The 22,543-nt window shown below is 59.1% G+C and carries 16 protein-coding genes and 1 tRNA gene; 13 read left to right on the top strand and 4 right to left on the bottom strand.

The genetic code is table 11. The annotated features are described in order from the left end of the window. The first annotated feature begins 8 nt into the window (after positions 1-8). From C4J86_RS24050 to C4J86_RS24060, 3 genes are all read left to right on the top strand, one after another. A complete protein-coding gene (locus C4J86_RS24050; protein ID WP_124368561.1) occupies positions 9-1,280 on the top strand; it encodes a YeaH/YhbH family protein in 1,272 nt (423 codons plus the stop codon). Continuing rightward, positions 1,277-2,842: a SpoVR family protein gene (locus C4J86_RS24055; protein WP_124364655.1), complete on the top strand. Its 1,566-nt coding sequence runs from the start codon at positions 1,277-1,279 to the stop codon at positions 2,840-2,842. The genes C4J86_RS24050 and C4J86_RS24055 overlap by 4 nt, the downstream gene beginning before the upstream one ends. A 63-nt stretch (positions 2,843-2,905) precedes the next feature. Next, positions 2,906-4,138, top strand: coding sequence for a multifunctional CCA addition/repair protein (locus C4J86_RS24060; RefSeq protein WP_124372049.1), 1,233 nt, complete (start codon positions 2,906-2,908; stop codon positions 4,136-4,138). Between the two features lie 72 nt (positions 4,139-4,210). Here the strand turns inward: C4J86_RS24060 and folK are convergent, their stop codons facing one another. Further along, positions 4,211-4,729, bottom strand: coding sequence for a 2-amino-4-hydroxy-6-hydroxymethyldihydropteridine diphosphokinase (gene folK / locus C4J86_RS24065; RefSeq protein WP_124372050.1), 519 nt, complete (start codon positions 4,727-4,729; stop codon positions 4,211-4,213). Then, positions 4,720-5,073 carry a dihydroneopterin aldolase gene (gene folB / locus C4J86_RS24070; RefSeq protein ID WP_015886183.1) on the bottom strand — a complete coding sequence of 118 codons (354 nt, stop codon included), beginning with the start codon at positions 5,071-5,073 and terminating at the stop codon, positions 4,720-4,722. Before folB ends, folK begins: the two co-directional genes overlap by 10 nt. A 74-nt stretch (positions 5,074-5,147) precedes the next feature. Here folB and plsY point away from each other — a divergent pair, with 74 nt between their 5' ends. Continuing rightward, entirely contained in the window at positions 5,148-5,717 is a 570-nt protein-coding gene (gene plsY, locus C4J86_RS24075; RefSeq protein ID WP_124372051.1) for a glycerol-3-phosphate 1-O-acyltransferase PlsY, read from the top strand. A gap of 19 nt (positions 5,718-5,736) precedes the next feature. Here the strand turns inward: plsY and tsaD are convergent, their stop codons facing one another. After that, entirely contained in the window at positions 5,737-6,762 is a 1,026-nt protein-coding gene (tsaD, locus tag C4J86_RS24080) for a tRNA (adenosine(37)-N6)-threonylcarbamoyltransferase complex transferase subunit TsaD (RefSeq protein ID WP_124364659.1), read from the bottom strand. A 202-nt stretch (positions 6,763-6,964) separates the two neighbouring features. Between tsaD and rpsU the strand changes: the two genes are divergently transcribed. From rpsU to C4J86_RS24105, 5 genes are all read left to right on the top strand, one after another. Beyond that, on the top strand, positions 6,965-7,180 hold the full coding sequence (gene rpsU, locus C4J86_RS24085) for a 30S ribosomal protein S21 (protein WP_002551877.1): 216 nt from the start codon (positions 6,965-6,967) through the stop codon (positions 7,178-7,180). A 440-nt stretch (positions 7,181-7,620) separates the two neighbouring features. After that, a complete protein-coding gene (gene dnaG / locus C4J86_RS24090) occupies positions 7,621-9,591 on the top strand; it encodes a DNA primase (RefSeq protein ID WP_124364660.1) in 1,971 nt (656 codons plus the stop codon). A 67-nt stretch (positions 9,592-9,658) separates the two neighbouring features. After that, the gene (gene rpoD / locus C4J86_RS24095) at positions 9,659-11,509 is read left to right on the top strand and encodes an RNA polymerase sigma factor RpoD (RefSeq protein WP_124372052.1); all 1,851 of its coding nucleotides are present in this window, start codon (positions 9,659-9,661) and stop codon (positions 11,507-11,509) included. Positions 11,510-11,643: 134 nt separating this feature from the next. Beyond that, positions 11,644-15,387 (top strand): bifunctional diguanylate cyclase/phosphodiesterase, encoded by a 3,744-nt coding sequence (locus C4J86_RS24100; protein WP_124372053.1) that lies wholly within the window; start codon positions 11,644-11,646, stop codon positions 15,385-15,387. A 15-nt stretch (positions 15,388-15,402) separates the two neighbouring features. After that, positions 15,403-15,479, top strand: a tRNA-Ile gene (locus tag C4J86_RS24105). A 412-nt stretch (positions 15,480-15,891) separates the two neighbouring features. Here C4J86_RS24105 and C4J86_RS24110 read toward each other — a convergent pair. After that, a complete protein-coding gene (locus C4J86_RS24110; RefSeq protein WP_124372054.1) occupies positions 15,892-16,656 on the bottom strand; it encodes a helix-turn-helix domain-containing protein in 765 nt (254 codons plus the stop codon). Between the two features lie 307 nt (positions 16,657-16,963). Here C4J86_RS24110 and C4J86_RS24115 point away from each other — a divergent pair, with 307 nt between their 5' ends. From C4J86_RS24115 to pqqF, 4 genes are all read left to right on the top strand, one after another. Beyond that, complete coding sequence (locus C4J86_RS24115) at positions 16,964-17,410, top strand: Lrp/AsnC family transcriptional regulator (RefSeq protein ID WP_124364663.1); 447 nt, start codon at positions 16,964-16,966, stop codon at positions 17,408-17,410. Between the two features lie 167 nt (positions 17,411-17,577). Beyond that, positions 17,578-19,260, top strand: a complete 1,683-nt coding sequence (locus C4J86_RS24120; protein WP_124372479.1) for an NAD(P)/FAD-dependent oxidoreductase — start codon at positions 17,578-17,580, stop codon at positions 19,258-19,260. 10 nt (positions 19,261-19,270) lie between these two features. Next, a complete protein-coding gene (locus C4J86_RS24125) occupies positions 19,271-20,065 on the top strand; it encodes a carbon-nitrogen hydrolase family protein (protein ID WP_124372055.1) in 795 nt (264 codons plus the stop codon). Positions 20,066-20,113: 48 nt separating this feature from the next. Beyond that, complete coding sequence (gene pqqF / locus C4J86_RS24130) at positions 20,114-22,477, top strand: pyrroloquinoline quinone biosynthesis protein PqqF (RefSeq protein ID WP_124372056.1); 2,364 nt, start codon at positions 20,114-20,116, stop codon at positions 22,475-22,477. Positions 22,478-22,543: the final 66 nt, after the last annotated feature.

Consider the following 22,543-nt stretch of genomic DNA (forward strand, 5'->3'; position numbering starts at 1 on the left):
GGCTCCCCATGAGCTATGTGATCGACCGACGCCTCAATGGCAAGAACAAGAGCACGGTAAACCGCCAGCGGTTCCTGCGGCGTTACCGTGACCATATCAAAAAGGCCGTTGAAGAGGCCGTCAGCCGCCGCTCCATTACCGACATGGAACATGGCGAACAAATCAGCATTCCCGGACGGGACATCGACGAACCCGTGCTGCACCACGGCCGGGGCGGTAAGCAAACCGTGGTGCATCCGGGCAACAAGGAGTTCACCACGGGTGACCACATTCAGCGCCCGCAAGGTGGCGGTGGGGGCAAGGGCGCGGGCAAGGCCGGTAACTCCGGCGAGGGCATGGACGAGTTCGTGTTCCAGATCACCCAGGAAGAATTTCTCGAATTCATGTTCGAGGACTTGGAACTGCCCAACCTGGTCAAACGCAACCTGACTGGCACCGACACGTTCAAAACCGTGCGTGCGGGTATCAGCAACGAGGGCAACCCGTCGCGTATCAACATCATCCGCACCCTGCGCTCAGCCCACGCCCGGCGTATCGCCCTGTCAGGAAGCAGCCGTGCAAAATTGAAGCAGGCCAAGGAAGAGTTGGAGCGCCTGAGGCGCGAAGAACCGGACAACTTCGGCGATATCCAGGAAATAGAGGCAGAGATCGAGAAGCTCAGCGCGCGCATTCATCGCGTGCCGTTCCTCGATACCTTTGACTTGAAATACAACCTGCTGGTCAAGCAGCCCAACCCGAGTTCCAAGGCCGTGATGTTCTGCCTGATGGACGTGTCCGGCTCCATGACCCAGGCCACCAAGGACATTGCCAAGCGCTTCTTTATCTTGCTGTACCTGTTCCTGAAGCGGAACTACGACAAGATCGAGGTGGTGTTCATCCGCCATCACACCAGCGCCCGGGAAGTGGACGAAGAAGAATTCTTCTATTCCCGCGAAACCGGCGGCACTATCGTCTCCAGCGCCCTGAAGCTGATGCAGGAAATCATGGCCGAGCGCTACCCGGTCAATGAGTGGAATATCTACGCGGCCCAGGCGTCCGACGGGGACAACTGGAACGATGACTCGCCGATCTGCCGCGACATCCTGATCAACCAGATCATGCCTTTCGTGCAGTACTACACCTACGTCGAAATTACCCCCCGTGAGCACCAGGCGCTATGGTTCGAATACGAGCGCATCGGCGAAGCCTTTGCCGATACGTTCGCCCAACAGCAACTGGTCTCGGCCGGCGATATCTATCCGGTCTTCCGTGAACTCTTCCAGCGCAGGTTAGTGTCATGACCGCCAAAAAAGAGCATAAGCGCCAACCTATTTCCACCGGGTCCGAGTGGACCTTTGAACTGATCCAGGCCTATGACCGGGAAATCAGCCGCATCGCGGCGGGTTATGCCCTGGACACTTACCCCAATCAGATCGAAGTGATCACCGCCGAACAGATGATGGACGCCTACGCCTCCGTCGGTATGCCGCTGGGTTATCACCATTGGTCCTACGGCAAACACTTTCTCAGCACCGAAAAGTCCTATACCCGCGGCCAGATGGGCCTGGCCTACGAGATCGTGATCAACTCCGACCCGTGCATCGCTTACCTGATGGAAGAAAACACCATCTGCATGCAGGCGTTGGTGGTGGCCCACGCGTGCTACGGGCATAACAGCTTTTTCAAGGGCAACTACCTGTTCCGCACCTGGACCGATGCCAGTTCGATCATCGATTACCTGGTGTTCGCCAAGCAGTACATCATGCAATGCGAGGAGCGCCACGGCATCGACGCGGTGGAAGACCTGCTCGACTCCTGCCACGCGTTGATGAACTACGGCGTTGACCGTTACAAACGCCCCTATCCGATTTCGGCCGAAGAAGAACGTCTGCGTCAGAAGGAACGTGAGGAGCACTTGCAGAAACAGATCAACGATCTGTGGCGCACCATTCCAAAGCGCGCCGGCAAGAACAGCGACAAGGACAATGCACGCTTCCCCGCCGAACCTCAGGAAAACATCCTGTATTTTCTGGAAAAACATGCGCCACTGCTGGAGCCATGGCAACGCGAAATCGTGCGCATCGTGCGCAAGATCGCCCAGTACTTTTATCCCCAGCGCCAGACCCAGGTGATGAATGAGGGCTGGGCGACGTTCTGGCACTACACGCTGATGAACGACCTGTACGACGAGGGCCTGGTCACCGACGGGTTCATGATGGAATTCCTCACCTCCCATACCAGTGTGGTGTTCCAGCCCGGTTTCGATAGCCCGTACTACAACGGCATCAATCCCTATGCGCTGGGCTTTGCGATGTATCGGGATATCCGGCGCATGTGCGAACACCCCACCGAGGAGGACCGTCGCTGGTTCCCGGAAATCGCTGGCAGCGACTGGCTCTCCACCATCAAGTTCGCCATGAGCAGCTTCAAGGATGAGAGCTTCATCCTGCAGTACCTGTCTCCCCAGGTGATTCGCGACCTCAAGCTGTTCAGCATCATGGATGACGACCTCAAGGACGACCTGGTAGTGCCGGCCATTCATGACGAACCCGGCTACCGGACTATCCGCGAGACCTTGGCGGCGCAATACAACTTGGGCAACCGCGAGCCCAACGTACAGATCTACAGCATCGACGTGCGGGGTGACCGCTCGCTGACCTTGCGTCACCAGCAGCACGACCGCAAACCCTTGGGCGAATCCACCGAGGAGGTGCTCAAGCACTTGCACCGGCTGTGGGGCTTCGATATCCACCTGGAAACCCTGCAGGGCGACCAAGTGGTGAAAACCCACCATGTTCCCCCGCGCAGCGATCATAACGACACCGACTACGGCCGTCTGGACCTGGCCGTCGTGCATCTCTGAAACGGCAAAGCCTCCATTGGCCCGGCGCAGACGGTATCCTGTGCCGCTAATGGAGGCTTTTTCATGAAAATCTACAAAGTCGGCGGTGCCGTGCGTGATCGCCTGCTGGGCATCGAGGTCATCGATATCGATCGCGTCGTCGTTGGCGCCACCGTCGAAGAGATGCAGGCCAAAGGCTTCAAGCCGGTCGGCGCTGACTTCCCTGTGTTCCTGGACCCGAAAAACGGCGATGAATACGCCCTCGCCCGCACCGAGCGCAAAAGTGGCAGGGGCTACGGCGGCTTCGTGTTTCACGCCAGCCCCGACGTCACGCTGGAAGAAGACCTGGTTCGTCGCGACCTGACCATCAATGCCATGGCCGAAGATGATGAGGGCAATCTGACTGACCCCTACCACGGCCAACGCGACCTGGAAGCACGCGTTTTACGTCACGTTTCGCCCGCGTTCGCCGAAGATCCCCTGCGAGTGCTGCGGGTTGCGCGGTTTGCCGCGCGTTATGCGCACCTCGGATTCAGCGTGGCTCCCGAAACCCTGGCACTGATGCGTCAGCTCAGCGAATCCGGCGAACTGGAAGCGTTGACGCCGGAGCGCAGTTGGAAGGAGATTTCCCGGGCATTGATGGAAGACCAGCCCCAGGTGTTTATTCAGGTGCTGCGCGACAGCCATGCGCTGAAAACCCTGATGCCGGAAGTGGATGCGCTGTTCGGCGTACCGCAGCCCGAAGCCCATCATCCCGAGATCGACACCGGCGTGCACACCCTGAGCGTGCTGGAACAGGCTGCAGTGCACAAACAACCGCTGAGCGTACGCTGGGCCTGCCTGCTGCACGACCTGGGCAAAGGTCTGACGCCTGTGGATAAGTTGCCGCAGCACATTGCCCACGAACACCGGGGCTTGAAGCTGATCAAGGCAGTTAATGAACGTTTCAAAGTGCCAAAGGATTGCCAGGAATTGGCGTTGCTGGTGGGCCAATATCACACCCACGGGCATCGCGCCCTGGAGCTGAAGGCATCGACGCTATTGGAGTTGCTGCAAAGTTTTGACGTCTACCGTCGACCGCAACGCTTCGAGGAATTCGTGGTCGCCTGCGAGATGGATGCGCGGGGCCGCAAGGGTCTTGAACAGCGCAGTTATCCACAGGCAGATTATTTGCGGGGCGCGGCGAAGGCTGCGCGCGAGGTGGCAGTGGCGCCCTTGCTGGAAAAAGGCTTCAAAGGCCCGGAGCTGGGCGAGGCGCTCAAGCGTGAACGGCTTAACGCACTAAAAGCCTACAAAGAACAACACAAGCCTCTGTAGGAGCGAGCTTGCTCGCGAAGGACATCAGCGATAACGCAGCGCCCTCTGGTTTTTCGCGAGCAAGCTCGGCTCCTACAGAAGCACGTCTGCCGTGAGTTGCCGGCCCTGCCACTCAAACGCCACAGGCGCGAGCACCTGATCGATCTGCGCATCGCGCCACAGCGCAGCCATGGTCTTGCCCGCTTCAGGATGCACCCGATCCGGTGCCATCATCGACAGCGGCCACAATACGAAAGCGTTTTTCAGGATCTCAGCCCGCGGCAGGATCAAACCGTCGAAATTACCCACTAGATCGCTATACAGCAGCACATCGATATCCAGGGGCAGCCCCTTACGATCTGGCGCATAGCGGCCGTTGTCGGCCTCGATGGATTTCAACCGACGGTCCAGCTCCATCAACGACAGGTCGGTCCACGCCGACACCACCAGATTGAAGAACGGCCCGCTCTTGATACCCACCGGCTGGCTTTCGAACACCGCCGAACAGCGCATGCCCGTCAAAAAGCTCGCCAGCGCATCGAGTCCCGCACGTAAATTGAGCTCGCGCTCGATATTACTGCCCAGGCCAAGGTAAACCTGAGTCAGCGACATCCGCGCTCGATCTCCACGCCCACGCCTTTGGCCGCCGGGACGGCACCTGGCTTGGTCAATTTGAGGTGCAGCCAGGGAATCTGGAATTCACTCATCAACACTTCGGCCAGGCGTTCGGCGAAGGTTTCCACCAGCTGGTACTGGGACTGCTCGGCAAAGGCCTGGATACGCGCGGACACGCTGGCATAATCCAATGCCAAGGTCAGGTCGTCGCCAGCGGCGGCCGGACGGTTATCCCAGGCAAAGCTCAGGTCCAGGCGCAGGCATTGACGGATTCCGCGCTCCCAGTCGTAGGCTCCGATCACGGTGTCGACTTCCAGGCCTTCGATAAACACTCTGTCCAAGCACTCTTCTCCGCAGCACGACAAGGGCGCGATGCCCCGTTAGAATCAGGGCGTCCTCGCCCGGAATAGTTAGCATGTTTTGGTCACTGGCGATTCTCGCCTACCTGCTCGGCTCGCTGTCCTTTGCCATTTTGCTCAGCCGCCTGACGGGAAATCCCGATCCGCGAATGAGTGGCTCAGGCAATGCCGGTGCCACCAATATGTTGCGCCTGGCCGGCAAGAAACTCGCCGTGCTGACGCTGCTGGGCGACATCTGCAAGGGCCTGCTGCCCGTACTGCTCGCCAGCCTCGTCGGCCTTACCCTGCAACAGCAGGCCTGGGTGGGCGTATGCGCCGTCCTGGGCCATCTGTTCCCCCTGTACTTCCGCTTTCGCGGCGGCAAAGGCGTCGCCACGGCGGCCGGCATGCTGCTGGGGATCTACCCGCCGGCAGCGTTGCTGGCGGTGCTCGCCTGGCTGCTGACGTTCTACCTGACCCGCACCAGCTCGTTGGCTGCGCTGATCGCCACACCGCTCACCCTGCCATTACTGGCCTGGCAAGCACCGGCGGCGCTGCTGCCGATGAGCGTGCTGACACTGCTGATCGTCTGGCGCCACCGCGGCAATCTACGCGACCTGTTTGCCGGGCGCGAACGGCATTTCTAAGGGCCGTCCAGGCTAACCCTTACAGCGGCGACAACTGCTCCATCGGCCAACGCGCCTGCACGCTGATCGCCAGGCTCTCATGCTGCCCGGCTTGCAGGCGTTGACAACCAGCGTAGGCGATCATCGCGCCATTGTCGGTGCAGAACTCAGGGCGCGCGTAGAACACGTCGCCGTTCATCTCACCGAGCATTTTCTCCAACGCGCTGCGCAAAGCCTTGTTGGCACTGACGCCGCCAGCAATCACCAGGCGCTTCATGCCTGCCTGCTTCAGGGCGCGCTTGCACTTGATGGTCAAAGTCTCCACCACGGCCTGCTGGAACGCCAGCGCAATGTCGCAACGGGCTTGCTCGCCATCGTCTCCGGCGCTGACGCTCTGCTGCCAGGTATTCAACGCTGAAGTTTTCAAGCCGCTGAAGCTGAACATCAGCCCCGGGCGATCGCACATCGGCCGTGGGAACGTATAACGGCCGGCTACGCCTTTTTCGGCAAGACGGGCGATTTCCGGACCACCGGGGTAATTGAGCCCCATCATCTTCGCGGTCTTGTCGAATGCTTCGCCTGCGGCATCGTCCAGCGACTCGCCCAACAACGTGTATTGGCCGATGCCGTCGACCTGAACCAGCTGCGTATGCCCCCCCGAAACCAACAAAGCGACGAACGGGAACGCTGGCGGTGTTTTTTCCAGCATCGGTGCCAGCAAATGCCCTTCCATGTGGTGCACACCGAGGGCCGGAATCCCCCAGGCAAACGCCAGCGCCTGGGCACAGGAAGCCCCAACCAGCAGGGCTCCGACCAATCCCGGGCCTGCGGTATAGGCAATCGCGTCGATCTCGGTCGGCACGCAGCCAGCCTCATCCAACACCTGGCGAATCAACGGCAGCATGCGTTTGACGTGATCACGGCTGGCAAGCTCCGGCACCACGCCGCCATAGGCACGGTGCAGGTCGATCTGACTGAACAGCGCATCGGCCAAAAGCCCGCGTTCACTGTCGTAAAGTGCGACACCGGTTTCGTCGCAGGAGGTTTCAAGTCCCAGTACTAGCATGGGTTTGCGCCTTGTAGAGGCTGAATTCGAAGGCGCGCATAATAGTCGTCACTCCCCCTCCCGACTAGCGGTTTTCGATCAGAGGCTTTGCATTCCTGCCAATGAGGGGTTAACATCCGCAACCCTTAAAAACCGACGACCTCAGCCGCGAATTGTTTGCGACGAGAACGTTGATCCCGGTAATGAAAGAAGGTAGCTCTGGATGCCAGCCGTCAAAGTAAAAGAGAACGAACCCTTCGACGTAGCTCTGCGTCGTTTCAAGCGCTCCTGCGAAAAAGCCGGTGTTCTGGCTGAAGTTCGTAGCCGCGAATTTTATGAGAAGCCAACTTCTGAGCGTAAGCGTAAGGCAGCAGCCGCTGTTAAGCGTCACGCCAAGAAAGTTCAGCGCGAACAGCGCCGCGCCGTTCGTCTGTACTAATACACAGACGTTCGTAGCAAGCTTCTGCCAAGCCCGGCCCTCAGCCGGGCTGTTGGCATTTGCGGATATCGCTTGGTGCTTCATCGTCGACGCCGCACACGCGACCGAGACACTGCTTCACACGTCAGGACTGGCTCTTTTGCCAGCGGTGCACGTCTCTTCTGACGAGCCTAACAAGGCTACTGACGAGCACACCTATTCTTCAAGCAGGCGATCAACTGTGTCGACTGTGCCCATCAATGAGCTTCCGAGACCGCTCACAGGTCAAGACCGGACTCACGGGCAACTTTTATTCGTCGGACACTGATAGAGACTAACGTCAGCGAATGTTCGGCAGATACACTCCCTGACACCCCATGCAGACGATAATGCTCGAGCGCCCAACGTGCGCTTGAACATTTCACGGGCCCTCATTTACACGCAGTGATGACGAGAACGCCATGGCCGGGCTGATTCCCCAGAGCTTTATTGACGACCTTCTGAACCGCACCGACATCGTCGATGTTGTCAGCTCACGCGTGCAACTGAAAAAAGCCGGCAAGAACTACACCGCCTGCTGCCCGTTCCATAAGGAAAAAACCCCGTCGTTCAGTGTCAGCCCGGACAAGCAGTTCTATTACTGCTTCGGTTGCGGCGCCGGCGGCAACGCCCTCGGCTTCCTGATGGACCACGACAACCTGGATTTCCCCCAGGCCGTCGAGGACCTAGCGAAAGCCGCCGGCATGGAAATCCCCCGCGAAGAAAGCGGCCGCGCGCACAAACCGCGCCAACCCACCGACTCGCCGCTGTATCCGCTGCTGACCGCCGCTGCCGATTTCTATCGGCAGGCGCTTAAAAGCCATCCGCAGCGCAAAGCCGCTGTCGATTACCTCAAGGGCCGGGGCCTCACCGGTGAAATCGCCCGGGACTTCGGCCTCGGTTTTGCCCCGCCCGGCTGGGACAACCTGTACAAGCACCTGAGCAGCGATACGCTCCAGCAAAAAGCCATGATTGACGCTGGCCTGCTGATTGAAAACGCCGAGACCGGCAAACGCTATGACCGCTTCCGTGACCGCGTGATGTTTCCGATCCGCGACAGCCGCGGCCGCATCATCGCGTTCGGTGGCCGAGTGCTGGGGGACGACAAGCCCAAGTACTTGAACTCCCCGGAAACCCCGGTTTTCCATAAAGGCCAGGAACTCTACGGCCTGTTCGAAGCGCGCAAGAACAACCGCAACCTCGACGAGATCATCGTGGTTGAAGGCTATATGGACGTCATCGCCCTGGCCCAGCAGGGCCTGCGCAATGCGGTGGCGACCCTCGGCACAGCCACCAGCGAAGAACACATGAAGCGCCTGTTCCGCGTGGTGCCCAGCGTGCTGTTCTGTTTCGACGGCGACCAGGCCGGCCGCAATGCCGCCTGGCGCGCGCTTGAGGCCACGCTGTCGAGCCTGCAGGACGGGCGCCGTGCACGCTTTTTGTTCCTGCCCGAAGGCGAAGACCCGGACACCCTGGTGCGCTCCGAAGGCACCGACGCGTTCCGGGCGCGTATCAATCAACATGCACAACCGCTGGCGGACTATTTTTTCCAGCAGTTGACCGAAGAGGCCGACCCGCGCTCGCTTGAAGGCAAGGCCCATATGGCCACCCTCGCAGCGCCGTTGATCGACAAAGTCCCAGGTGCCAACTTGCGCACCCTGATGCGCCAGCGCCTGCTGGAAATCACCGGATTGAGCGGCGAGGCCGTGAGCCAGCTGGTGCACAGCGCTCCTCAGCATGCGCCGCCCGCCTACGACCCAGGCATGGATTACGACGCCATGCCGGACTATGCCGACTTCCACCAACCGCAGGAGGCGTTTACGCCCCAGCAGGAGTGGACGCCGAAGAAGCCCGGGGCCGGCGGCAAGAAGTGGGACAAGAAGCCCTGGAGCAAGAATGGCAAGCGCGGCGATCGCGATGAGGCTTATGCCCCGCGCACGCCGGTTGCCGTAGAAGCGCCGACACTGATTGCGTTGCGCACGCTTATCCACCACCCGCAATTGGCGGGCAAGGTAGAAAGCGCCGATCATTTTGCCAACGAGAGCAACACCTACGCTCAGGTGCTTATCGCCCTGATCGAGGCCGTGCAGAAAAATCCTAAGCTAAACTCAATTCAGCTGATGGCTCGCTGGCATGGCACGGAACAGGGCCGCCTATTGAAGGCACTCGCGGAAAAGGAGTGGCTAATTGACGGCGATAACCTTGAACAACAGTTTTTAGACACCATTAACAGGTTATCCGCGGGTCAACATACACAGACCCTCGATGAGCTCATCAAGAGAGCAAGACAGCCGGGATTGTCGGCTGAAGAGCAGATTCAGATAGCAAAACAGATGCGCGACCTCTTAAAACAGAACGTTTGCACATCAAACCCGACCTCAGCTGGCGTGTGAGGTCATAGCTCGGGTATAATCCTCGGCTTGTTTTTTGCCCGCCAAGACCTTCAGTGGATAGGGTGTTATGTCCGGAAAAGCGCAACAGCAGTCTCGTATCAAAGAGTTGATCACCCTTGGTCGTGAGCAGAAGTATCTGACTTACGCAGAGGTCAACGACCACCTGCCTGAGGATATTTCAGATCCAGAGCAGGTGGAAGACATCATCCGCATGATTAATGACATGGGGATCCCCGTACACGAGAGTGCTCCGGATGCGGACGCCCTTATGTTGGCCGACGCCGATACCGACGAGGCAGCCGCTGAAGAAGCCGCTGCCGCGTTGGCCGCGGTGGAGACCGACATCGGTCGCACGACTGACCCTGTGCGCATGTATATGCGTGAAATGGGTACCGTCGAGTTGCTGACACGCGAAGGCGAAATCGAAATCGCCAAGCGTATCGAAGAGGGCATCCGTGAAGTGATGGGCGCAATCGCGCACTTCCCTGGCACGGTTGACCACATTCTCTCCGAGTACACTCGCGTCACCACCGAAGGTGGCCGCCTGTCTGACGTCCTCAGCGGTTATATCGACCCGGACGACGGCATTGCGCCGCCTGCCGCCGAAATACCGCCGCCTGTCGATCCGAAGGCGCCGAAAGCGGACGACGACGCCGACGAAGACGAGGCTGAAGCCAGCACCGACGACGAAGAAGAAGTCGAAAGCGGTCCAGACCCAGTCATCGCTGCCCAGCGTTTCGGTGCGGTTTCCGATCAAATGGAAATCACCCGCAAGGCCCTGAAGAAGCATGGTCGTGCCAACAAGCAGGCCATTGCCGAGCTGCTGGCCCTGGCTGAGCTGTTCATGCCGATCAAGCTGGTACCGAAGCAATTCGAAGGCCTGGTTGAACGGGTTCGTAGCGCTCTTGAGCGTCTGCGTGCACAAGAGCGTGCGATCATGCAGCTCTGTGTCCGTGATGCGCGCATGCCGCGTACCGACTTCCTGCGCCAGTTCCCCGGCCACGAAGTTGACGAAAACTGGAGCGACGCCCTGGCCAAAGGCAAGGCGAAATACGCCGAAGCCATTGGCCGCCTGCAGCCGGACATCCTCCGTTGCCAGCAGAAACTGAGCGCACTGGAGGCTGAAACCGGCCTGACGATTGCCGAGATCAAGGACATCAACCGTCGCATGTCGATCGGTGAGGCCAAGGCCCGCCGCGCGAAGAAAGAGATGGTTGAAGCCAACTTGCGTCTGGTGATCTCCATCGCCAAGAAGTACACCAACCGTGGCCTGCAATTCCTCGACCTGATCCAGGAAGGCAACATCGGCTTGATGAAAGCGGTGGACAAGTTCGAATACCGTCGCGGCTACAAGTTCTCGACTTATGCCACCTGGTGGATCCGTCAGGCGATCACTCGCTCGATCGCCGACCAGGCCCGCACCATCCGTATTCCGGTGCACATGATCGAGACCATCAACAAGCTCAACCGTATTTCCCGGCAGATGTTGCAGGAAATGGGTCGCGAACCGACCCCGGAAGAGCTGGGCGAACGCATGGAAATGCCTGAGGATAAAATCCGCAAGGTATTGAAGATCGCTAAAGAGCCGATCTCCATGGAAACCCCGATCGGTGATGACGAAGACTCCCATCTGGGTGACTTCATCGAAGACTCGACCATGCAGTCGCCAATCGATGTCGCCACCGTTGAGAGCCTCAAGGAAGCGACTCGCGACGTACTCTCCGGCCTCACTGCCCGTGAAGCCAAGGTACTGCGCATGCGTTTCGGCATCGACATGAATACCGACCACACCCTTGAGGAAGTCGGTAAGCAGTTTGACGTGACCCGTGAGCGGATCCGTCAGATCGAGGCCAAGGCGCTGCGCAAGTTGCGCCACCCGACGCGAAGCGAGCATCTGCGCTCCTTCCTCGACGAGTGATACCAGAACCCCCGGCCCAGGCCGGGGGTTTTGCTTTCTAACAATTACTTTCCACAGATAACTGCCCTGCCCCTCCCCTCCCCCGCAATGCCCGTCTACACTCGAGAAATTCCCCGTGCCATAACGAGACCGTTATGCCCAGATTGCCGACCGTGATACTGCTGTCGCTGCTGACCTGGACCGCAACGGCTGGCGCGTTGACTCTCACGGATGATGAGCGTAGCTGGCTGACGGACCATCAGGAGCTGCGCCTTGGGGTGGATGCGTCCTGGCCGCCCTTTGAATACCGCGATGAAGAGAGCCGCTACCAGGGCCTGTCCGCCGATTATGTGCGCCTGATCCAGGATCGCCTGGGCATCCGGGTCAAGCTGATCGAGCCGGCAAACTGGACCGCTGTGCTTGAGCAAGCACGCAACAGTCAGCTCGACCTGCTACCTGGCGTCATGTCTACCCCGGAACGCCAGAGCTTCCTGGCCTTCACGCGCCCCTATCTCGACTTTCCCATCGTGATACTGGCCCATGAAGGCGGCGCCAAGCCGCGCAATCTCAACGACTTGTACGGACTGAAAATCGCCGTGGTGGAAAACTATGCGCCTCATGAATTACTGCGCACCCACCACCCCGACCTCAATCTCGTCGCGATGCCGAACGTAAGCTCTATGCTGCAGGCCCTGGCCACCGATGAAGTCGATGCGGTCGTCAGCGACCTGGCTTCCAGCGTGTGGAGCCTGCGCCAACTGAAACTCGATGGTTTATACGTGAGCGGCGAAACGCCCTACCGCTATCAGTTGGCAATGGGCGTGCCACAGGATGAGAAAATACTGGTGGGCATTCTGGACAAGGTCCTCGCCGATCTCAGCCCAGCCGAAACCGATGCGATCCAGCAGCGCTGGGTCGGCAGCTTCAGCGATCACCGCACGCTCTGGGCGGATTTGCTGATGTACGGTCTGCCTGCGGTATTGCTGCTGAGCACCGTGCTGGCCGTTGTGATTCGAATCAATCGTCGGCTCAGCTCGGAAATTTCCCGCCGGGTCGCCCTTGAGCAAGAACTGCGCAGCAGCGAGTACCACTATCGCGGCCTGGTGGAGAGCCTGTCCGCTATCGCCTGGGAAGCCAACATCAGCGACTTCACCTACAGCTACGTGTCGCCCCATGCTGAAGAATTGCTCGGCTACCCCCGCGCACATTGGCTGATCCCCGGTTTCTGGCGCAACATCATTCACCCCGCCGACCTGACCCGCGCCGAAACGTATTGCTACCGTGAAACCCGCGCCAACCATGATCACAGCATCGACTATCGCGTTATCACCGCCGATGGCCGCTGCCTGTGGGTACGCGACATTGTCAGCCTGATCGAGTACGGCCATGAACCGGTGCTGCGCGGCTTGATGATCGACATCAGCGAAGCCAAGCGTACGGAAGAGGCACTGCAGCTGTCCGAGCAGAAGTTTGCCTCAGTGTTCCAGCAATGCCCGGACATCCTGGTGATCGCCCGCCTGTCCGACGGATGCCTGCTTGAAGTCAACAAGGCCTTTGAAGACCAGATTGGCCTGAGCGCCCAGGAGGTGGTGGGCAAAACCGCCACCGAGCTGAATATCTGGGGTGTTGAAGGCGTCGGCCCGGATTTGCTGCAACGCGTGCAGACCACCAGCATCCGCAACCTGGAGATGATTTTCTGGCGCAGCAATGGCCAAGCGTTTACCGGGCTTATTTCGACCGAGCCGTTCCAACTCGATACCACCGAGGCCCTGGTGGTCGTGGTGCGAGATATCACCCAGCTCAAGGAAACCCAACAGCAGCTGCAAACTTCCGAAGAGAAGTTTGCCAAGGCGTTTCATGCCTCCCCCGATGGTTTGTTGCTGAGCCGGCAAAGCGATGGTCTGCTGATCGAAGTGAACGAAGGCTTCAGCCACCTGACCGGCTACACCAGCGCCACGTCGCTCGACCAGTCGGCTTTGGACCTTGGCATATGGGTCGACCTTAATGAGCGCAAGCACATGCTGGAGTTGATGCAGCGCGACGGCTTTGTCCGCGACTTCATCTGCCATATCCGCCGCGTTGACGGCCAGATTCGCCTCTGCGAACTCTCCAGCCGCCCGCTGCCCATCGGCGACGAAGACTGCATGCTGACCATCGCCCGCGACATCACCGAACGCCAGCTGATGCAGGAAAAACTGCAACAAGCCGCCACGGTGTTCGAAAGCACCGCCGAAGGCGTGTTGATCACCGACACGCGGCAGAACATCAGTGCGGTAAACCGCGCCTTCAGCGAAATCACCGGCTACAGCGAGGCCGAAGCGCTGGGCCATACCCCGCGCCTGCTCGCCTCTGGCATGCACGACAGCGCTTTCTATGCCGCAATGTGGTACCAACTGTCGACCCAGGGTCATTGGCAGGGCGAAATTTCCAACCGGCGCAAGAACGGTGAGCTGTACCCGAGCTGGCTGACCATCAGCGCCGTGCGCAATCGCGAGCAGGTGGTCACGCATTTTGTCGCCGTATTTGCCGACATCTCCAGCCTCAAGCTCGCCCAGGCGCGCCTCGATTATCAGGCCCATCACGACCCATTGACCGGCCTGCCCAACCGCACGCTGTTTGAAAGCCGACTGCAGGCGGCACTCAACGGCCAGCAGGAAAGCGGCAGTCAAGGCGCGGTGTTGTTTCTTGACCTGGACCGCTTCAAACACATCAACGACAGCCTGGGCCACCCGGTCGGCGACCTGCTGCTCAAAGACATCGCCGTACGCCTCAAGGACCAGCTGCGCGATATCGACACCGTCGCCCGCCTGGGCGGCGATGAATTCATCATCCTGCTGCCCGGCCTGCACCAGGCCAGCGATGCGCAATATCTGGCGAACAAACTGCTCGATTGCTTCACACCGCCCTTCCAGGCCGGCGAGCACGAATTCTTTATCAGCGCGAGTATCGGCACAAGTTTGTACCCGCAGGACGGCACCGATGTCGCCACCCTGGTCAAAAATGCCGACGCCGCGATGTACCGTTCCAAAGCCAAGGGCCGCAACCGCGTTGAAAGCTACACCCGCGACCTGACGGCCCAGGCCAATGAACGCGTGGCACTGGAGCATGAACTGCGCCGCGCCATCGAACGTGAAGAGATGAGCCTGTATTACCAACCCAAACGCAGCCTGCTCACCCAGCAACTGATCGGCGCCGAAGCCTTGATACGCTGGCATCACCCGACCTTTGGCGACGTACCACCCGAACACTTCATCGCCCTGGCCGAAGAGAACGGCACGATTCTGCAAATTGGCGACTGGGTACTGGAACAGGCCTGCCGACAGATGCACGCCTGGCAAGACGCTTTCGATGATTTCGGGCCACTGTCCGTCAACCTCGCCGGCGCGCAACTGCGTCACCCCAACCTGCTGTCACGCATCGAACAACTGCTGCGCGACTACCGCCTGGAGCCCGGCTGCCTGCAACTGGAGATCACCGAAAACTTCATCATGAGCCAAGCCGAAGAAGCGCTGGAGGTGCTGCACCAACTCAAAGGCCTGGGCGTGCAACTGGCAATCGATGATTTCGGTACCGGCTATTCTTCCCTCAGCTACCTCAAACGCCTGCCGCTGGACTTCCTCAAGATTGACCAATCCTTCGTCCGCGGCCTGCCCGACGACCCTCACGACGCCGCCATCGTCCGCGCCATCATCGCCCTCGGCCACAGCATGCAATTCACCATCATCGCCGAAGGCGTGGAGAACCCCGCCCAGCAAGCCTTCCTCGCCGCAGAAGGCTGTGAACAGATGCAAGGCTACATCGTCAGCCTGCCCCTGCCACCGGAGCAATTTGCCGCAACCTTCCTTCGCACGAGGCAGAAGGATTTTTCGGATGGCACAGTGAACAAACCATCGTTATAATCCGCGACCTACTGAGGGCCTATAGCTCAGTTGGTTAGAGCAGGGGACTCATAATCCCTTGGTCGTAGGTTCGAGTCCTACTGGGCCCACCATACTCAAAGCCGCGCACTGCGCGGCTTTTGCCGTTTCTACACTCCGAAATGCTGGGCAAAAAATGCTCATGAAAAGCAAAAGTGTCCAAAAAATGTCCACATTCAAGCATCATAGGTTCAACGGCACGTGCATTACGGAATATCCACGCCGCCACTCCCGGTTCGTTTTTTAACGGTAACCTACAGCCGGTCCCGATCGATCTCATCCGCGATCTCAAGCAACTCCAAACCTGAAAACGAATACATTACGAAGCTCGACTTCATCCTAACGCCAGCGCGCAGGTAAGCCCTTATAGGCTTTTATCGGCGCATCCTGCTTAAGGCATGCCCATAGGTAAGCTGATAAGAGCACCTAAGCACACGTCCAGCTCACCCGGCATCTGTAGGCAAGACCTACTGCAACTCATTGCTGCTAACAAACTTTATTCCAACGCTTATTAGACTCTTCGCAGTCCTTAAACCACTTAACGAAGACATCCTGGCAATCCCAATCCGCCGAACGATGGAATTCATCCTGATTGTAATAACTTCCCTGCCTCATTAATTCCCAGGCACGGCTTGCAACCTTTAAAACTCTTACATCGGTATAAGAAGCGTTTCGCTGCAATAAAGCTTGAATCAGTATCTGAATATTGAGTTGCCCTCCTCCACTTGATGCGAACGAGCACAACAAATCACCCACTACAACCTTTAAAAATGCGCCATCATGCTTCTTAAAAACGACTCTACAAAACAGCTCACTCCGCTCGCTAGGACAGCATAGTATAAGCGGTGTGTAACCCTGCGAAAGGTAATGCTCGACCTCAGACGAACACAAATGAAAATTCAAAAAAATCCCTTTACTGACCCCGTCCAGATACTCTGGCCTTATAGAAAAATACGCTTCGAATTTTTTCAATACTTGAAGGGGGAATTCTTCAACACCTAACTCAAAACGTTCGAGACTGGAAACTTTTTCGATCTCTAATATTTCACTTAACTGTCTTAAGCTCAGGTTTAAAATTTCTGTGCGGATAAATTTTACTCTTGCTCCAAGCGACAATGCATACGGTGAGTCCGTCAATACAAGCGGCTGGATGCTTTGCGGGAAAAATAGGTTTTGCTTTCGGCTTTCACGCTTTTTCAACCAATCGGATACAAGCGTCGCCCCGATACCAGAAAATAGCCATTCAACCATAATAATCTCCACCAGAAATTTATTCTTATCACCCTCTTGACCGTATCACAACGCGCAAGAAACCTTCATAAAGATACATCCTATACCACTCCTTTGGCAGGCACACTGACAGTACATAAACCTGATTTGAGTATTACTGGCAATTCACTGGTCCACTGATAGCATCAAACTTAACTACTCATACCTTATGGTTAAGTTCGAATGCTGCCGCTGAGCTTACCGCTTTGCATGTCTGGCACCGCAGTTCTGTAAGCCCGACCAAGCCTGTAACATGCACACCCACTGCCCCCGCACTGGAGCTCCACCCTTGCCCGCCCTAGACGAAATCGACCGTCAACTGATCGCCGCCTTGCAGCTCAACGCCCGCGAAAGCGTGGCCATGCTTGCCCGGCAGTTGGGGATTGCGCGCACCACGGTGACTTCGCGCCTGGCGCGCCTTGAGAAGACTCAGGTGATTACCGGTTATGGCGTGCGCCTGGGCCAGCGCGTGGCGGATGGCGGGCTGCAGGCGTATGTGGGCATTACCGTGCAACCGCGTTCGGGCAAGGAAGTGCTGCGCCGGCTGAGCGCGATGGCTCAGGTGCAGCAGTTGTGCGCTGTGAGCGGTGAATTTGATTACGTGGCGTGGCTGCGGACCGAGTCGCCGGAGCAGCTTGATCAATTGCTGGATCAGATCGGCAGTGTCGAGGGTGTGGAAAAAACCACTACTTCAATCATTCTCAGTAACAAATTAGACCGTGGACAACCTATCTGACCAGTAACTTCGTCAGATTGACTAAAACCAGTACAATCCGACGACACATTGCGTCTTATTAACGAGCGCAACGCTCCCTAAACTGGCTGCCATCTTTTCCTATACTCAACGGGCCCTGTCCCGCCGAGTCGTCAGTAAGGTCAGCCATGAGCATTCCGTCCAGCACCATCAGCAAGACCAACCGACACCCCGCCAATGGTAAAAAGCCCATCACCATCTTCGGCCCGGATTTTCCGTTTGCCTTTGATGACTGGATCGAGCACCCGGCCGGCCTGGGCAGTATTCCCGCCGCCAACCATGGTGCTGAAGTGGCGATTGTCGGCGCGGGAATCGCGGGCCTGGTGGCGGCCTACGAACTGATGAAGCTGGGCTTGAAGCCGGTGGTATACGAAGCTTCGAAGATGGGCGGTCGCCTGCGCTCCCAGGCGTTTGAAGGCGCCGAAGGCATTATCGCCGAGCTGGGTGGGATGCGCTTTCCGGTGTCGTCCACGGCCTTCTATCACTATGTGGACAAGCTGGGCCTGGAAACCAAACCCTTTCCCAACCCGCTGACGCCAGCGTCTGGCAGTACCGTTATCGATCTGGAAGGCCAGACGCACTACGCGCAAAAACTCTCCGACCTGCCGGTGCTGTTCCAGGAGGTCGCCGACGCTTGGGCCGACGCGCTGGAAGCCGGTTCGCAGTTCGGCGATATTCAACAGGCGATCCGTGACCGCGACGTGCCGCGCCTCAAAGCGCTGTGGAATAAACTGGTGCCGCTGTGGGACGACCGCACTTTCTACGATTTCGTCGCCACCTCAAAAGCCTTTGCCAAGCTATCGTTTCATCATCGCGAAGTATTTGGCCAGGTCGGTTTCGGCACCGGCGGCTGGGACTCGGATTTCCCCAACTCGATGCTGGAAATCTTCCGCGTGGTGATGACCAACTGCGACGACCATCAGCACCTGGTCGTTGGCGGCGTGGCACAAGTGCCCATGGGCATTTGGCGTCACGTACCGGAGCAATGCGCCCACTGGCCTGCCGGCACCAGCCTCAGCTCATTGCATCGAGGCGCGCCACGGGCCGGCGTGAAGCGCATTGCTCACGCCGCCGACGGCCGTTTCGCCGTTACCGACATCTACGGTGACACCCGCGAATACGCCGCCGTATTGACCACCTGCCAAAGCTGGCTGCTGACCACCCAGATCGAATGCGACGAAACCCTGTTCTCGCAAAAGATGTGGATGGCCCTGGACCGCACGCGCTACATGCAGTCATCGAAAACCTTTGTCATGGTTGACCGCCCGTTCTGGAAAGACAAAGACCCGGAAACCGGCCGCGACCTGATGAGCATGACCCTCACCGACCGCCTGACGCGCGGCACTTATCTTTTCGACAACGGCGACGACAAGCCTGGGGTGATTTGCCTGTCCTACTCGTGGATGAGCGACGCGCTGAAAATGCTGCCCCAGCCCATCGATAAGCGGGTCAAACTGGCACTCGACGCGCTGACGAAGATCTACCCGAAAGTCGACATCAAGGCGCGCATCATCGGCGACCCGATCACCGTGTCCTGGGAAGCCGACCCGCATTTCCTTGGGGCTTTCAAAGGTGCATTGCCCGGCCACTATCGGTATAACCAGCGCATGTATGCGCACTTCATGCAGAAAGACATGCCCGCCGAACAACGTGGGATTTTTATCGCCGGCGACGACGTTTCCTGGACCCCAGCCTGGGTGGAGGGCGCGGTACAAACCTCGCTGAACGCGGTGTGGGGCATCATGACTCACTTCGGCGGCAGCACCCACCCGGAAAACCCAGGGCCCGGCGATGTGTTTGACGAGATAGGGCCAATCGCCCTGCCCGAATAAGGAGCCTGACATGCGTGTCGCCCTGTACCAATGCCCGCCACTGCCGCTGGACGTGGCCGGTAATCTCAAGCGCCTGCAGCAACTGGCGCATGAAGCGTCGGGTGCCGATGTGCTGGTGCTGCCGGAAATGTTCCTGACGGGCTACAACATTGGCGCCGAAGCCACAGGCGCCTTGGCCGAGGCCCGGGATGGCGAGTCGGCACACACCATTGCTGAAATCGCGCAAAGTGCCGGGCTGGCGATTCTGTATGGTTACCCGGAGCGGGCCGAAGACGGCCAGATCTACAACGCCGTGCAGTTGATCGACGCCCACGGCAAACGCCTGTGCAACTACCGCAAGACTCACCTGTTTGGCGACCTCGACCACGCGATGTTCAGTGCTGGTGAGGATGACTTCCCGCTGGTGGAAGTGAACGGCTGGAAGCTGGGTTTCCTGATTTGCTACGACCTGGAGTTTCCGGAAAACACGCGGCGCCTGGCCCTGGCCGGTGCCGAACTGATTCTGGTACCCACTGCCAATATGGTGCCGTTCGACTTTGTCGCCGACGTCACCGTGCGGGCCCGAGCGTTCGAGAACCAATGTTTCGTGGCCTATGCCAATTACTGCGGGCACGAAGGCGATATTCACTATTGCGGCCAAAGCAGCATTGCCGGGCCCGATGGCCACCGCATCGCCCAGGCGGGCCTGGATGAAGCGTTGATCGTCGGCACGCTGGACCGGCAATCGATCCTCAACGCCCGCGCCGCCAATCATTACTTGCACGACCGTCGCCCCGAGCTTTACGGCGCGCTGCACAAGCCCTGATCCACCGGGTTTGCTAGCATAGGCGCTTCCCCCGCTTCGGAAGTGCCCATGCCTGCGTCGGTTCACGCTCAACCCCTGCACCTCACTCTGGCTAATGGCCTGCGCATTTGCCTGCGCCATGCACCGCGTTTGAAGCGCTGCGCGGCCGTTTTGCGCGTGGCTGCCGGCAGCCATGACGCGCCATTGGCATGGCCGGGGCTGGCGCATTTCCTTGAGCATTTGTTGTTTTTGGCAACCGAGCGTTTTCCGGCAGACGAAGGGTTGATGGCCTACGTGCAGCGTCATGGCGGGCAAGTGAATGCCAGCACCCGCGAGCGCACTACCGAATTCTTTTTTGAGCTGCCGGTTCCGACCTTCGACGATGGGCTCGTGCGGTTAGCCGACATGCTGACGCACCCTCGCCTGGCCCTCGATGACCAACTGCGCGAGCGCGAAGTGCTGCACGCCGAGTTCGTTGCCTGGTCGCAAGATGCCAAGGCGCAGCAACAGGTAGCCTTGCTGGAGGGCTTGGCCGCTGATCACCCGTTGCGCGGCTTCCATGCGGGCAATCGCGACAGCCTGCCAGTGGAATGTGAGGCTTTTCAGCAGGCGTTGCGCGAATTTCATCAGCGCTTCTATCAAAGCGGGCAGATGACGTTGAGCCTTGCCGGCCCACAATCGCAGCAAGACCTGGAAGCGCTGGCGCAGCAATTCAGTGCGCAGTTGAACGGCGGCCCGTTACATCCCCAGGCCGCGCCGCCAGCGTTGATGGCCGGGCAAGCCAGGGGCTATCAACATGTTGCCGATCATCATCTGCATCAGGTCATCACCTGTGACGCACCGCGCGAAGCGCTGGCGTTTCTCTGTACCTGGCTCAACAGCCCGGCGCCGGGTGGCTTGCTCGCTGAACTCAAAGCGCGACGCCTGGCGACTGCCTTGCACGCCTCGGTGCTGTACCACTTTGCCGGACATGCTGTGCTGGATATCGACATCCAAGGCGATGCGACTACACAGATCGAGGCGCTGCTGCACGACTGGCTGAGTTTTTTCGCACACAGCGACTGGACGCCCCTACGCGAAGAGTTCGTCTTGCTGACTGCTCGCCAACAACAAGTCCAAAGCGCCCTGGGGCTGGCACGCAACGACCTTGAAGACGTATCGGACCAAAGTCTCGCAGCGCTCAAGGCCATGCTCGACGCACTGCATCTGCCGCCCGCCAGGCATGAATGGCAGCTTGCGCCGGCTAACCCGTTTCTTCGTCCCGCTGCTCAAGAAGAACGTGCCGGCTTGATTCGCGGCCAGACCAGCGCCCACCGGGGCTTGCGCACATTCGCCCAGGACCGCTCGCGGGGCCGACGGGAAACATCGGCGCTGACATTCAGCCAGGCATTGGCCAATGACACCGGTGAAGGCGCCCTGTACCTGCGCTGGCGATTTGAGGGCGCCGTGCCTGCTGGCCTGGACAGTCTTTTACAACCGCTGCGCGACAGTGCCGGTCAAGCGGGCGTCGAGTTGGCTTTCGAAACCATCGCCAATGACTGGCAGGTAAAAATGCTCGGTTTCCACGAGCCCATGCCAGCCGTGCTTGAAGCAATGACGCGCTGCTTGAGCACTGGCGCTGAACACTTGGCGCCTCCACCTCCGGCACCGATGATTGCCATCCGCGAATTGCTCAAGGCATTGCCCGCCTGCTGTGTCGGCGTTCAACCGACGCCCCAAGCGACGCCAGCCTCGTGGGCCACCGCCCACTGGCAAGGGCTGGGCTCAGGGTTGCCGGCAGCCTGTGAAGCGGCGATCAAGACCGCAGCGGCCCGCTTGCCTGGGCAGCCTGCGCCTTTGCAATACGAACCTCAATCGCTCAAAGGTCAGCGCCGCTGGCACGAGATCAACACCGCGTCCAGCGAAGCGGCGATGCTGTTGTTTTACCCGACACCCACTCAAGCCCTGTCCGATGAAGCCGCCTGGCGCTTGCTCGGTCATCTGCTTCAGGGGCCGTTCTACCAGCGCCTGCGGGTCGAACTACAAATCGGCTACGCCGTTTTCAGTGGCATCCGACAGGTCAATGGGCAGACCGGCTTGCTGTTCGGCGTGCAGTCTCCCAGCGCATCCCTCGGTGAGATCGTCGAACAGGTGCAGACGTTCCTGGCACAACTGCCGTCGTTGATCGAGCGCAGCACAGACATGGGCAACGAAGCCTTGGCGCAGCAATTCACTGCCCAATCCCTGCCGATGGCCCAAGCCGCCGACTTGCTGTGGCATGCGCAGTTGGCGGGCCACTCATCGGGTTATCTGGAACAATTACAAGAATTGATACAAAGCTGCTCGCGGGACGATATGCGGCGCGCCGCGCAACAACTGAACGACGCCACAGGCGGCTGGCGCTGCATCGCCAACGGCCCGTGCATCGGGGGGCGCTGGCAGCCAGCGGCGTGATCATTGCCAACCGTGCAACAGGCTTTTTCTTTCGGGACAGCGCTAACTTGAAAAGAATTGCGTAAT

Origin of the sequence: Pseudomonas sp. R2-7-07 (genome assembly GCF_003852355.1) — a bacterium.
In the GTDB taxonomy this organism is placed as follows: Bacteria; Pseudomonadota; Gammaproteobacteria; order Pseudomonadales; family Pseudomonadaceae; genus Aquipseudomonas.

Coding starts and splice junctions, on each gene's coding strand:
- C4J86_RS24060 (WP_124372049.1), top strand. CDS start 2,906: ATGAAAATCTACAAAGTCGGCGGTGCCGTGCGTGATCGCCTGCTGGGC.
- pqqF (WP_124372056.1), top strand. CDS start 20,114: ATGCCTGCGTCGGTTCACGCTCAACCCCTGCACCTCACTCTGGCTAAT.
- dnaG (WP_124364660.1), top strand. CDS start 7,621: ATGGCCGGGCTGATTCCCCAGAGCTTTATTGACGACCTTCTGAACCGC.
- C4J86_RS24055 (WP_124364655.1), top strand. CDS start 1,277: ATGACCGCCAAAAAAGAGCATAAGCGCCAACCTATTTCCACCGGGTCC.
- C4J86_RS24125 (WP_124372055.1), top strand. CDS start 19,271: ATGCGTGTCGCCCTGTACCAATGCCCGCCACTGCCGCTGGACGTGGCC.
- plsY (WP_124372051.1), top strand. CDS start 5,148: ATGTTTTGGTCACTGGCGATTCTCGCCTACCTGCTCGGCTCGCTGTCC.
- C4J86_RS24050 (WP_124368561.1), top strand. CDS start 9: ATGAGCTATGTGATCGACCGACGCCTCAATGGCAAGAACAAGAGCACG.
- C4J86_RS24110 (WP_124372054.1), bottom strand. CDS start 16,656: ATGGTTGAATGGCTATTTTCTGGTATCGGGGCGACGCTTGTATCCGAT.
- C4J86_RS24100 (WP_124372053.1), top strand. CDS start 11,644: ATGCCCAGATTGCCGACCGTGATACTGCTGTCGCTGCTGACCTGGACC.
- rpoD (WP_124372052.1), top strand. CDS start 9,659: ATGTCCGGAAAAGCGCAACAGCAGTCTCGTATCAAAGAGTTGATCACC.
- tsaD (WP_124364659.1), bottom strand. CDS start 6,762: ATGCTAGTACTGGGACTTGAAACCTCCTGCGACGAAACCGGTGTCGCA.
- folK (WP_124372050.1), bottom strand. CDS start 4,729: ATGTCGCTGACTCAGGTTTACCTTGGCCTGGGCAGTAATATCGAGCGC.
- rpsU (WP_002551877.1), top strand. CDS start 6,965: ATGCCAGCCGTCAAAGTAAAAGAGAACGAACCCTTCGACGTAGCTCTG.